We start from the raw sequence: 12,753 nt of genomic DNA on the forward strand, positions 1-12,753 counted from the left end.
GGTCGCCGAGCGTCCCATGTCGAGGAAGGTGTCGATGCCCAGAATCAGCAGCAGCCCCGCTTCGGGAATATCGAATTGAACAAGCGTCGCGGCAATCACCACCAACGATGCCCGAGGCACCCCTGCGAGACCCTTGGAGGTCAGCATCAAGGTCAGCAGCATGAGGATTTGCGTGCCGAGGGTCATCTCAATACCGTACGCCTGGGCAATGAACAGCACGGCAAAGGTGCAGTACATCATCGAGCCGTCGAGGTTGAAGGAGTAACCCATGGGCATCACAAAACTAGAAATCTTGCGGCTGACCCCAAAGCGGTCCAGCGCCGCGAGGAGTTTCGGGTAGGCCGATTCGGAGCTGGCCGTGGCGAACGCCAACAGAAACGCCTCCTTGATGAGGGCCAGCAAGGCGAACACCCTCCGGCCCAGGAACATCGCCCCGGCCAGCACCAGCAACACCCACAGTAAGACCAAGCCCAGATAGAAGTCGCGCATGAACACGGCGAACGTGGCCAGGATCGACAAGCCATTGACTGCCACAGTGGCAGTCATCGCCGCCATGACAGCCAAGGGCGCGAGCTTCATGACGTAGCCGGTGATGAGCAGCATGGCCTGGGCCTGCTCATCGGCCAAGCGTATCAGACCCTTGGCTTTTTCTCCCAGCGCCGCCAGGGCGACCCCAAAGAACAGTGAGAACACCACGATCTGCAGGATCTCGTTGTTGGCCAAGGCTTCGGCGAACGACCTGGGTACCAGATGGGTGACAAAGGCCTTGAGGGTAAAGGCCGATGTCTGCAGCGAAGTGGTTTCACTGACGTCCGGCAAGGGCAGCGCCAGATGCAGCCCCGGCTGCAGGATATTGGCCATCATCAGACCGACCGCCAGCGACAGCAATGAGGCCGTCAAGAACCACATCATGGCCTTGCCGAACACCCGGCCTACCGCACCGGCATCGCCCATGTGGGCGATGCCCACTACCAGGGTGGAAAACACCAGAGGCCCGATCAGCATCTTGATTAGCCTCAGGAACACGTCCGAGATCACCGAGATGTACCCGGCGGTATGGGCGGCTGCGGCTTTGTCCGGGCTGGTGAGAAAAATGACGTAGCCGATTACCACACCGAGAAACATGGCCAGCAGTATCCAGCCCGCTAACGGTAGTTTGAGTTTCATTGAGCACCTGTATTCAAGCAATAGGATCCGTCACCCCCTGAGCAGTGCATTACGGAACGAAATAGGACAGTGCAAGGTGCCGGAACCGGCAGGGCGAGGATGGCGTATCGGCCAATGGCGGCTCAGCAGTGAGCCACCCGGCGAGTGTGCGCAGGTAACGAAGCATCATGGACAACCCTCAATCTTATTGTTGTTTTGATTCGACAGCGGCACTGCCGCAACCGAGTAAACAACCTAACGTCTTCGCCTGCCGCCCATAAGCGCTGCACGTGTCTATCAGCTATGCCCGCTTTCTATAGAGGCAACCTCTCCTGCGCGAGCCATGCCTGACTTTATGCGGCAGCTGGTCGCGCCGAACGCTGACCCGCCATCCCACGGGCCAACCTATGCCGACCCGGCATATCTCAAAGAAAAAAACGGTAGTCGTCGTGCACCGCAACTCCCCCCATCATGTGGAAAAACAAAAGCAGCACTGCCGGGAGATACCCATGTCATCGCAAGAAGCTGAACAGAACTGGCAAGAGGACGTGTTCCGTGTCCTTAAGGCCCACGACGTCAAACACGTCGTGTTCGTCCCGGATGCCGGTCACTCGGCAGCCATCCGCATGTCCTACGCCGACCCTGATATCAAGGCCGTTGTGCTCACAACCGAAGAAGAAGGCATCGGTTACCTGGCCGGCGCCTGGCTGGGTGGAGAGCGCGGCGCTCTGCTGATGCAGTCAAGCGGCGTCGGTAACTGCATCAACACCCTTGCCCTGCAGAACTGCGCCGGTTTTCCACTCTTGATGGTGGTGACCATGCGCGGCGACTGGGCGGAGTTCAATGCCTGGCAGAACCCCATGGGCCAAGCCACCGAAGCCTCTTTAAACCTGATGAAGGTGATGACTTGGCGCGCTGACAAGCCTGAGGATGTGGCGCCCCTTCTCCATGGTGCCGCCACCATGGCCTTCAATGGCGATGCCGCCACTGCCCTGCTGCTTGGCCAGCGTCTGATTGGAGAAAAGAAATGGGTCAAGTAAGCGCCAATCACGTGCTCTGCCGCCGTGAAGTCGTCCGTACCCTGCTTGCCGATCGCAACGATGTGCTCGTGGTCACCGGCCTTGGTTCTGCCTCCTATGATGTGATGGCCGCAGGCGATCACGACAACAACTACTACCTCTGGGCCGCCATGGGCAGCGCCATCACCGTGGGCCTGGGCCTGGCCAATGCGCAACCGGACAAAAGTGTGGTGGTGGTCACCGGTGACGGCGAACTGCTGATGGGCTTTGGCGCCTTGGCCACGGTTGCTCTGCAGCAGCCGAAGAACCTGACCATCGTGGTGCTGGATAACGGCCACTTCGGTGAAACCGGCATGCAGGTCAGCCACGCCGGGCTCGGCATTCAGTTGGACCGGATCGCCGACACCTGCGGTTTTTCCTGGACTCAGGAAATCCGTGAAATGGACGGCGTGCATGCCTTGCGCGAGCGTTTCGCCACCCGTGATGGCGTCAAGCTGGCAACGGTGAAAATCAAGGCCGAAAACCCGCCCCGCGTATTGCCGCCGCGCGATGGCCATTACATCAAGAACCGCTTCCGCGCTGCCCTGGGCTTCCAGCCCATCTGACCGTGTAAAGGGCCGGCCGGCGGCCGAACCACGATGACGCTGCCGGCCCGGCCCACCTTGGAGAATGATGATGAACGACAACAACAACGAAGAACTGAACGCTATTCGTGAGGGTGTCCGTGCCCTGTGTGGCGACTTCCCCGCTGAGTACTGGCGCAAGATCGATGAGGAAAAGGGCTTCCCTGAAGCCTTCGTCAAGGCCATGACCGACGAGGGTTGGCTATCGGCGATGATTCCCGAGGAGTTCGGCGGTTCCGGCCTGGGCCTGGCCGAGGCTTCGGTAATTCTTGAAGAGGTCAATGCCTGCGGCGGCAACTCCGGCACCATCCACGGCCAGATGTACAACATGTTCACTTTGCTGCGTAACGGCAGCGACGAGCAGAAGCGCTATTACCTGCCCAAACTGGCCAGCGGCGAGCTACGCCTGCAATCGATGGCCGTGACCGAGCCGTCCACCGGCACCGACACCACCAAAATCAAGACCACCGCGGTTCGCCAAGGCGACAAGTACGTGGTCAATGGCCAGAAGGTGTGGATCTCGCGTGTGCAGCACTCCGACCTGATGATCCTGCTGGCACGCACCACCCCGCTCGCCGAGGTCACGAAGAAGGTCGATGGCATGTCGATTTTCCTGGTCGACCTGCGCGAGGCCATCGGCAACGGCCTGACCGTACAGCCGATCGCCAACTTGGTGAACCACGAAACCAACGAGCTGTTTTTCGACAACCTGGAAATCCCGGCCAGTAGCCTGATTGGTGAAGAAGGCAAGGGCTTCCGCTACATCCTCGACGGCCTCAACGCAGAGCGGACCCTGATTGCCGCCGAATGCATCGGCGATGGTCGTTGGTTCGTCGAGAAAGCTAGCCAGTACGCCCGTGACCGTGAGGTGTTCGGCCGGCCGATCGGCAAGAACCAGGGCGTGCAGTTCCCCATCGCTGAAGCCCACATCGAGATTGAAGCCGCCGACCTGATGCGCTGGCGCGCCTGTGCCGAATACGACAGCGGGCGCAACGCCGGTGCGGCCGCCAACATGGCCAAGTACCTGGCCGCCAAGGCCAGCTGGGAGGCGGCCAACGCCTGCCTGCAGACCCACGGCGGCTTCGGCTTTGCCAACGAATACGACGTCGAGCGCAAGTTCCGCGAAACCCGCCTGTACCAGGTCGCGCCGATCTCGACCAACCTGATCCTGTCCTACGTGGCCGAACACCTCCTGGAGCTGCCACGTTCGTTCTGATCCGGACCGCCCGCGTTACCCACGGGGGCCTGCAATAACAAGAGAGATAACCACCATGAGCCAGCCCATCCGCCCCCTTGATGGCATTACCGTCATCAGCCTCGAACATGCGATAGCGGCGCCCTTCTGCACCCGCCAGCTGGCAGATCTCGGCGCCCGGGTCATAAAGGTGGAGCGCCCTGGCAGTGGCGACTTCGCCAGGGGCTACGACCAGCGGGTCAACGGTCTGGCCTCGCATTTCGTGTGGACCAACCGCTCCAAAGAAAGCCTTGCCCTGGACCTCAAGCAGGAAATCGCCGGCGATATTCTCGACCAACTGTTAGAGCAGGCCGATGTGTTGGTACAGAACCTGGCACCGGGCGCGGCCGCACGCCTGGGATTGAGCTTCGAGGCGCTGCACGCACGATTCCCGCGGCTGATCGTATGCGATATTTCCGGCTACGGCGCGGGCGGCCCTTATGAACAGAAAAAAGCCTACGACCTGCTGATCCAGAGCGAAGGCGGTTTCCTGTCGGTCACCGGTGGGCCGGGGGAAGACGGGATGGCCAAAGCCGGCAACTCGATTGCTGATATCGCCGCTGGCATGTATGCCTATACCGGTATCCTTTCGGCGGTCCTGCTGCGGGAAAAGACCGGCATCGGCAGCCAGGTGGAAGTGTCCATGCTTGAGGCCTTGGTGGAGTGGATGAACTACCCGCTCTACTACGCCTACGAAGGTGCCGCACCACCGCCACGTGCCGGCGCGGCGCACGCCACCATCTATCCGTACGGCCCGTTCCCGGTGGGTGACGGGAGCACCGTCATGCTTGGCCTGCAGAACGAGCGGGAGTGGCAGCTTTTCTGTGAACAGGTGCTGCAGCAACCAGAACTGGCCAGTGATGACCGCTTCAGCGCCAACTTCAAGCGCGTGACCAATCGCGATGCTCTGCGCGGACTGATCATCGAGGCCTTTGCTGCGCTGGACTTCGACACGGTAATCGGGCGCCTCGATGGGGCAAGCATTGCCAATGCCAAGGTCAATGACATGCAGGGTGTCTGGGCCCACCCGCAACTCCAAGCCCGCGACCGCTGGCGGCGGATCGACACCGCCGCCGGTTCAGTACCCAGCCTGTTGCCGCCCGCCACCAGCAACGCCTATGCACCGCGCATGGACCCGGTCCCCGCGCTGGGCCAGCACAGCGAAAGCATCCTTACCGGGCTCGGACTGCCCCCTGAACGTATTCAGCAACTGCGCGCTTATGGGGTCATCTGACCCCTCTTTTTTCCCGCCCGTTGCCATCGCTTAAACACAGAGTATTCCTGCCTATGAAAGTGCTCGTCGCAATCAAACGAGTGGTCGACTACAACGTCAAGGTTCGCGTCAAGGCGGACAACTCCGGCGTCGACCTTGCAAACGTCAAGATGTCCATGAACCCCTTCTGCGAAATCGCCGTGGAAGAAGCCGTACGCCTGAAGGAAAAGGGCGTCGCGACCGAGATCGTTGTCGTCTCCGTCGGCCCGACCACTGCCCAGGAGCAGTTGCGTACCGCCCTGGCCCTGGGTGCCGACCGCGCCATCCTGGTCGAAGCCGCTGACGAGCTCAATTCCCTGGCCGTAGCCAAGGCACTGAAAGCCCTTGTCGACAAGGAGCAGCCGCAGCTGGTGATCCTCGGCAAGCAGGCCATCGACAGTGACAACAACCAGACCGGCCAGATGCTGGCCGCGCTGACCGGCTTCGCCCAGGGCACCTTCGCCTCCAAGGTCATCGTGGCTGGCGACAAGCTGAACGTCACCCGTGAAATCGACGGTGGCCTGCAGACCGTTGCGCTGAACCTGCCGGCCATCATCACCACTGACCTACGCCTGAACGAGCCACGCTACGCGTCGCTGCCGAATATCATGAAGGCCAAGAAGAAACCGCTGGAGACCATCACGGCTGACGCGCTGGGCGTTTCCCTCGCCTCCACCAACAAGATCCTGAAGGTTGAAGCCCCGGCTGCACGCAGCGCGGGCATCAAGGTCAAATCGGTGGCCGAACTGGTCGAAAAGCTGAAGAACGAAGCGAAGGTGATCTGATGAGCATTCTGGTAGTTGCTGAACACGACAACCGCACCCTCGCCGGTCCTACCCTGCACACCCTGACCGCCGCTCGCCAGATCGGCGCTGACATCGTGGTGCTCGTAGCCGGACTGGACGCGGCCGATGTGGCGTTCGCTGCCGCGCAGTGCGCTGGGGTGACCAAAGTGCTGCTGGCTGACGATGGCGTCTACGCCCATCAGCTTCCGGAAAACGTGGCGCCCTTGGTGGCCAACCTGGGCCGCGATTTCAGTCACGTGCTGGCCCCGGCCACCAGCAACGGCAAGAACCTCTTGCCGCGGGTTGCTGCGCTACTGGATGTCGACCAGATCTCAGAGATCATTTCGGTCGAATCCGCTGACACCTTCAAGCGTCCGATCTACGCCGGCAACGCTATTGCCACCGTCCAATCCAGCGCTGCGGTCAAGGTCATCACAGTGCGCTCCACCGGTTTTGAGGCGGTACCGGCACAAGGCGGCCGTGCGCCAATCGAGGCCCTGGCTGGCGCTGCAGATGCAGATCTGTCGGCATTTGTCGGCGAAGAACTGGCCAAGTCCGACCGACCCGAACTGACCGCCGCCAAGATCGTGGTGTCGGGCGGGCGTGCCATGGGCAACGGTGACAACTTCAGCCACCTGTATAGCTTGGCCGATAAGCTCGGCGCTGCGGTTGGGGCTTCCCGCGCGGCGGTAGACGCAGGCTTCGTGCCCAACGACATGCAGGTCGGTCAGACTGGCAAGATCGTCGCGCCGCAGTTGTACATCGCCGTGGGTATCTCCGGCGCTATTCAGCACCTGGCCGGCATGAAGGACTCCAAGGTCATTGTCGCGATCAACAAGGATGAAGAAGCACCTATCTTCCAGGTAGCCGATTACGGTTTGGTCGGCGACCTTTTCGAGATCGTACCGGAACTGACTTCGACGCTGTAAAGGACAATAAAAAATGAGCACACCTGCAGCCCAAACATGGATTGGCCGTAGCGAGACTGTCCATGACTGCATCAGCCACAACCTAGTCAAGCGTATCGCTGCCACGTTGAGCGAGCCTGCTCCCGCCCCTGGTGATGCCCTGCCTGCACTCTGGCACTGGGCGTTTTTCCAGCAGCCTGTCGAAGCGGCCGGCCTGGGTGGCGACGGCCATCCGGCGCGGGGCGGTTTTCTGCCCCCGGCAGACAACCGCAACCGCATGTGGGCCGGGGGGCGCCTGGAGTTCATCCGCCCGCTGCGGATCGATGCTCAGGTGTCCCGCCGCTCGACCATCCTCAATGTCGAGGAGAAGCACGGGCGCACCGGCTCTCTGATGTTCGTCACCGTGCAGCATGAATATGTGCAGGACGGGCAGCGGGCACTGGTCGAAGAGCAGGACATCGTCTACCGCGAGCCCTCACCCCCCAAGCTTGGCGGCACCGAGCCGATGCCCCACGGCGATTGGAGCGAAAGCTTGCAACCAGATCCGACGCTGCTGTTCCGCTACTCGGCGGTGACGTTCAACGGACATCGCATCCATTACGACTGGCCATACGTCACCGAAACCGAGGGGTACCCGGGGCTAGTGGTCCACGGCCCACTGATTGCCACCCTGAACCTGCGTGCCTTCGTGCGCGCGAACCCACAACTGAACGTCCGCCGCTTCAGCTATCGCGGTGTGCGCCCGCTGATCTGCCCGGATGCGTTCCAAGTCGGCGGGCGGTTGACCGGTGACGGTAAGGCGCAGGTCTGGGCGGGTAATCAGGCCGGTCAGGCGCAGGTTGGCGAAATCGAATTCGTCCAGGGGGTACGCCCATGAGCGCACAGATCGTACGCAGCGCGCTGTTCGTGCCGGCCACCCGCCCAGAGCGCATACCCAAGGCCTTGGTCAGTGGTGCCGATCGAGTCATCGTAGACCTTGAGGATGCCGTTGAAGAGGCGCTGAAGGAACAGGCGCGCGACAACCTCGAGCAGTTTCTCTGCGATCAATCCCAGGCCCGAGTGCTTGTGCGCGTCAACGCGCCCGGCCACTGGGCCCATGAGGCCGACCTGGCGCTGTGCCAGCGCCACACCGGGGTCGTTGGCATCCTGCTGCCGAAAGCGGAAACCGTCGGCCAGATCGAACGCGCCCATGCCACCGGCAAGTCGGTGTGGCCGATTATTGAAAGTGCCAAGGGCCTCGCCGCGTTACCCCTCCTGGCGGCTGCGACTGGCGTCGACCGGCTGTCGTTCGGCAGCCTAGACCTGGGCCTGGACCTTGGGCTGAACACCGGCAGCGCCGCCGCCGAACAGGTACTGGACCATGCCCGCTATGCGGTGCTGCTGCACAGCCGCGTCGCCGGGCTTGCTGCACCGCTGGACGGCGTGTTCCCAGCCATTCAGGACACCGACGGCCTGCAGCGCCAAGTGCGTTTCGCTCGTGACATGGGCTTTGCCGGCGCGCTGTGCATCCATCCTGGCCAGGTCAACGTGATTCACGCCGCGCTCAAGCCCTCGGCTGCCGAGCTGGACTGGGCGCAGCGGGTGGTTGAACAAGCTGGAACTGGCGCCGGCGTGTTCACCCTTGATGGCCAGATGGTCGACGCTCCCGTGATCCTTCGCGCCCAGGCCATGCTGCTCCAAGCCGGCTGAAGCTCCTGTTATCGCTCCCGGCACCGCACACCACCTCTGTTCTGACGCGCAGCGTTGAGCGGTACCGGGGGCACCTATCCAGAGAGGTGCCCCATGTGTCTGCTCACTAGCACACCCCGGCCCCGGCGCCACTGCAAACGCCTGCTGTGCCGGATGCTGCGCGCACTTTCGAGGCTGCCGGCCTATGCTTGAAGCCGCCCGTCCCTGCCCCTCCTCCCTGACCCAGGCTGCAACCGAACTGATGGTCGAGATGGGCTATACCGCCATGACCATGAGAAAACTGGCCCTGCGCGTCGGGATTCTTCCCGGCAGCCTTTACCATCATGTCGATTGCAAACAGGATCTGCTGCTCAATGTGGTGCTCGACATCATCGAACGCCGCAAGCAGGCCTGGGACAACAGCGCCCAACCTCAAGATCTGCATGCTTATGTGCGTTTTGCGCTGGCACGGCAAGTCGCCCTTCCCCAGGAGGAGATGGTCCTTCGTCACGAACTCAGGCACCTGGACGACCGCCACCGGCTTTGGCTGGAGCGGGCAATGGGGCAACTGGCCGAGCCACTCCGCCAGATTATCGAGCAAGGGGGCGCTATCGGTCGGTACCGCGTGAGGGACTCAGCTCGAGCTGCCGCTGCGATCTTGGCTATCATCGAGAGCGCCAACAGTCTGCGGGTTGGCAATGCGGCCTTCGATGAAAGATGGATCGAGCAGCACATCTTGCGGATGTGCAACGCCTTGCTGCAGCCCGAGCAATGCCCCGCCTGACAAACTGCCTAGAATACGCGCCCGCCAGGAACTTGCCGGCGGCGCTGCCTACCTAAATCGCAATGTCCTAAGACTTCTCTGGCGGATCAGCGCCCGCCAGAGCAAACTGCAAGCGGCATCAGGTATCGCGATGGTTATTGGCCTGGAGCCGTTGCCGGAACACTTCAAACGCCTGCGGATTGACCATGCGTGGCCCCGGCTCTCCGCGCAGCAACTGCAGAATCTGCTCGGCCGCCCACGCTCCCATGCGCTCCCGGGCCTCGCGCGTGACGCCTGCGGTGTGGTAAAGGCCGACCACGTTTTCAAGGCCAAGCAGAGGATGATCCAACGCAGGCGGCTCCTGGTCCCAAACGTCGATTCCCGCAGCGCCAAGATGGCCGCAGGCCAACGCGTCATACAGTGCGACCTCGTCATGCAAGCCGCCACGTGCGGTATTGATGAATACAGCCCCTTTGCGCATTGCCGCGAAAGCCGACGCGTTCATGAGGTTTAAGGTCGAAGCCAGACGCGGGCAATGCAGCGAGACTACATCACTGTGCTGCAACAGGCTCTGCAACCCGCAACTGGAAGCGCCCCGTTGGCCGATCTGTTCCGCGCTCAGTAGGGGATCATGGGCGAGCACCTGCATGCCCAGGGCCTGGGCTATGCGTGCGACACGTGTACCAATCTCACCGATACCGATCAGACCCAAGCTTTTGCCGCACAACTCGCTACCCATCAGGTCTTCGCGAGAAAAACCACGATCCCGGCGTAGGCGCCGGTCCGATTCGCTGATACGCCGCGCGCAATCGAGCATCAACCCCACCGTGGCCTCTGCCACCGATTGGGCGTTGGCGCCCGATTGGTTGACGACCAGAACACCCGCCTGGGTGCAGGCCTCGACATCCACTGTGTCGAAGCCTGCGCCATTGGTCGAGACACACAGCAGGTCAGGCAACTGGCGGAGCAGCGCCTCGGTGACACACCACTGCTGCGGGAGCTCGTCCCGCGCCGAAGGCACCTGGTACACCTGGCAGTTGCGCAGCGCCTGCAGGATGACGGCAGGCGGCTGGTCACGGGCGACGGTTTGCAGCACGACATCGGGTGAAGCTTCGAGGATCTGAGCCATCACCGGGTGATACCAGACGTCGAAGCGCACGATCTTCTTCCTTTCAGTACTCATGCTCGCGTTGCCTCAATGGGTGGGGTGGGTAGGCAGGGATTTACGCCCCATGAACTTGCGTACGCCGATGTTCTCTTCGACCTTGCCGTCGCCATCGAGATAACCGTGTTTGCCAAGGTCTGGCATCAGCAGGGCCGACACTAGGGTGATGGCGCCGATGGCGGCCACGTACAGGTAGAAGTACTGCTCCATTCCCACAGAGCGGAAGGACAGCGCCACATACTCGGCCGAACCGCCGAACATCGCGGCCCCCACTGCGTAAGGCAGGCCCACACCCAGTGCGCGCACGGTCGGAGGATAGAAGTCGGCCTTGAGCACACCGGTGACCGGTGTATAGAAGGCTGCAATCAACAACCCGGCGAGCACCAGCCCAAAGGCTGCGAGCGGGTCCTGGACTGTCTTGATCGCGGACAGCAACGGGATAACCAGGAAGGTGGACAATACGCCGAACAAGATCATGTTGCGGCGCACGCCGATTTTGTCAGCGAGCATGCCGAACACCGGCTGCGCCAGCATGAAGATCACCAATGCACAAGCCATGATGATGCTCACCGTGGGGGCAGGGATACCGACACTCACTACCAGGAACTTCTGCATGTACGCGGTAAAAGTATAGAAGTACAGCGAGCAGCCGATGGTGATGGTGAAGGTGAGCAGCACCGCGCGCCGGTGTTGCATCAGCCCCCGGAGCGAGCCGGATTCTTTGCTCTTCATGCCTTCTTCAGTGGCTGTCTCGCGCATGGTGCGGCGCAGGATGACCACCACGATCGAAGCCAGCGCGCCGATCAGGAACGGTACCCGCCAGCCCCAGGCCTTTAGGTCCTGCTCCGACAGCACCAACTGCAGCACCGCGACCGTCAGCAGCGCCAGCAGTTGCCCGGCAATTATCGTCATGTACTGGAACGAGCCGTAGAACGATCGCCGCCCGGCGCGGGATACCTCGCTGATGTAAGTGGCGCCAGTGCCGTACTCGGCGCCAACCGACAACCCTTGCATCAGCCGTGCGATCACCAGCAGAACCGGCGCTGCGACACCCACCGTGGCATAAGTGGGCATGACCGCGATCATCAACGAGCCGCCGCACATCATGAATACCGAGATGATCATCGAGATCTTGCGCCCACGGGTATCGGCGATGTAGCCGAAAATCCAGCCACCAAGCGGGCGCATGAAGAAGCCGACAGCAAAGATACCTGCCGTGGCCAGCAGTTGGCTGGTCTGATCGCCAGCGGGGAAGAACAGTGATGCGAAGTAGATCGAGGTGTAGGCGTAGATGAAGAAGTCGTACCACTCCACCAGGTTGCCGGAACATACACCCACAATTGCGGTTGTACGCTCTTTGCGCGTCAACGGACGTGCCGTGCTCATGTCTGCATTCATGATCGCTTACCCTTGTTGTTATTTTTTTGCCAACTCGGGTACAGCTTTGCATAGCGTCGTTTTGGGGGAAGATGTGCCTCAGGTCTAACAGCTATGCCTGGCAGGCATGGCCGGCTACACCGGGCTTTCGGGCCGTTTGTCCTGCAGTTAGCGGCAGACTTCTTCTGCGACCCGGCTCAGGCAGCCTTTGAAAAAGTGGTCGGCGCCGGCGTACACCGATACGCGGCGGTGTTCGCCAGCGGCCCAATCCATCAGGCTGACCAAGGGCGCCATCTGGTCACACTCCCCGTGCACCAGCAGGCAATCGTCAGGCAGGTCTGGCGCCGGGTAATGGCGGCCCCCCGGTACATCGCCGACCGGCAGGCCCAGCAGGGCCAAGGCGTCGAACTCTCCCTCCGATGCGCAGGCCAGCCTGGCGAACACATGGGCGCCGAAGGAGAAACCGATCAAGGCGATGGGCAGCCCTGGCATGATTCCAGCCATGTGCTTGAGAACCGCCTGACTGTCCTCAGTCTCGCCGATGCCGCCATCATGCCTGCCCTCGCTCAAACCCACCCCACGAAAACTTGGCCGCACCACCAGCCAGCCGCTGGTACACAACTGTCTGGCAAGGGTCACTGGCACGATGTGCCGGGGGCTGCCGCCCAACAGTGGTTGCGGATGGCTGACGATAGCCACCCCCTTCGGTGAGGTTGATGGATGATCGAGCAGCAGGTGGAGCTTGCCCACCGGGCCATCCATTAGCAGCTCTTCACGGTCCAATTGTGACATTGCAACTGTCTCCTCGATGGT

The 12,753-nt window shown here is 61.8% G+C and carries 13 protein-coding genes; 9 read left to right on the forward strand and 4 right to left on the reverse strand.

What is annotated here, in order from left to right:
• Positions 1–1,167: dicarboxylate/amino acid:cation symporter (locus tag BLX42_RS21950; protein WP_161872611.1), on the reverse strand; the 1,167-nt coding region annotated here is incomplete at its 3' end.
• Between the two features lie 488 nt (positions 1,168–1,655).
• On the opposite strand from BLX42_RS21950, the gene BLX42_RS21955 reads away from it, so the two are divergent.
• The 9 genes from BLX42_RS21955 to BLX42_RS21995 all read left to right on the forward strand — a co-directional run bounded on the left by BLX42_RS21955 (position 1,656) and on the right by BLX42_RS21995 (position 9,419).
• The gene (locus BLX42_RS21955) at positions 1,656–2,186 is read left to right on the forward strand and encodes a thiamine pyrophosphate-binding protein (RefSeq protein WP_047602690.1); all 531 of its coding nucleotides are present in this window, start codon (positions 1,656–1,658) and stop codon (positions 2,184–2,186) included.
• Entirely contained in the window at positions 2,174–2,770 is a 597-nt protein-coding gene (locus BLX42_RS21960; protein WP_161872612.1) for a thiamine pyrophosphate-dependent enzyme, read from the forward strand. Before BLX42_RS21955 ends, BLX42_RS21960 begins: the two co-directional genes overlap by 13 nt.
• 70 nt (positions 2,771–2,840) lie before the next feature.
• Positions 2,841–4,004, forward strand: coding sequence for an acyl-CoA dehydrogenase family protein (locus BLX42_RS21965; protein WP_064614587.1), 1,164 nt, complete (start codon positions 2,841–2,843; stop codon positions 4,002–4,004).
• 55 nt (positions 4,005–4,059) lie between these two features.
• Positions 4,060–5,256 carry a CaiB/BaiF CoA-transferase family protein gene (locus BLX42_RS21970; RefSeq protein WP_161872613.1) on the forward strand — a complete coding sequence of 399 codons (1,197 nt, stop codon included), beginning with the start codon at positions 4,060–4,062 and terminating at the stop codon, positions 5,254–5,256.
• Between the two features lie 53 nt (positions 5,257–5,309).
• Positions 5,310–6,059 (forward strand): electron transfer flavoprotein subunit beta/FixA family protein, encoded by a 750-nt coding sequence (locus BLX42_RS21975; RefSeq protein WP_161872614.1) that lies wholly within the window; start codon positions 5,310–5,312, stop codon positions 6,057–6,059.
• Positions 6,059–6,988, forward strand: a complete 930-nt coding sequence (locus BLX42_RS21980) for an electron transfer flavoprotein subunit alpha/FixB family protein (RefSeq protein WP_161872615.1) — start codon at positions 6,059–6,061, stop codon at positions 6,986–6,988. Before BLX42_RS21975 ends, BLX42_RS21980 begins: the two co-directional genes overlap by 1 nt.
• Before the next feature lie 13 nt (positions 6,989–7,001).
• The gene (locus BLX42_RS21985) at positions 7,002–7,844 is read left to right on the forward strand and encodes a MaoC family dehydratase N-terminal domain-containing protein (RefSeq protein ID WP_161872616.1); all 843 of its coding nucleotides are present in this window, start codon (positions 7,002–7,004) and stop codon (positions 7,842–7,844) included.
• A complete protein-coding gene (locus tag BLX42_RS21990) occupies positions 7,841–8,656 on the forward strand; it encodes a CoA ester lyase (RefSeq protein WP_161872617.1) in 816 nt (271 codons plus the stop codon). The genes BLX42_RS21985 and BLX42_RS21990 overlap by 4 nt, the downstream gene beginning before the upstream one ends.
• Positions 8,657–8,840: 184 nt before the next feature.
• Entirely contained in the window at positions 8,841–9,419 is a 579-nt protein-coding gene (locus BLX42_RS21995) for a TetR/AcrR family transcriptional regulator (protein WP_161872618.1), read from the forward strand.
• A 118-nt stretch (positions 9,420–9,537) separates the two neighbouring features.
• On the opposite strand, the gene BLX42_RS22000 is transcribed toward BLX42_RS21995, so the two are convergent.
• From BLX42_RS22000 to BLX42_RS22010, 3 genes are all read right to left on the reverse strand, one after another.
• On the reverse strand, positions 9,538–10,581 hold the full coding sequence (locus BLX42_RS22000; RefSeq protein ID WP_161872619.1) for a hydroxyacid dehydrogenase: 1,044 nt from the start codon (positions 10,579–10,581) through the stop codon (positions 9,538–9,540).
• A gap of 12 nt (positions 10,582–10,593) precedes the next feature.
• Positions 10,594–11,949 carry an MFS family transporter gene (locus tag BLX42_RS22005; RefSeq protein ID WP_161872620.1) on the reverse strand — a complete coding sequence of 452 codons (1,356 nt, stop codon included), beginning with the start codon at positions 11,947–11,949 and terminating at the stop codon, positions 10,594–10,596.
• Positions 11,950–12,108: 159 nt separating this feature from the next.
• The gene (locus tag BLX42_RS22010) at positions 12,109–12,732 is read right to left on the reverse strand and encodes an alpha/beta hydrolase (RefSeq protein WP_161872621.1); all 624 of its coding nucleotides are present in this window, start codon (positions 12,730–12,732) and stop codon (positions 12,109–12,111) included.
• Positions 12,733–12,753: the final 21 nt, after the last annotated feature.

It is taken from the genome of Pseudomonas sp. SG-MS2, assembly GCF_009933855.1.
Classification (GTDB): Bacteria; Pseudomonadota; Gammaproteobacteria; order Pseudomonadales; family Pseudomonadaceae; genus Aquipseudomonas; species Aquipseudomonas putida_E.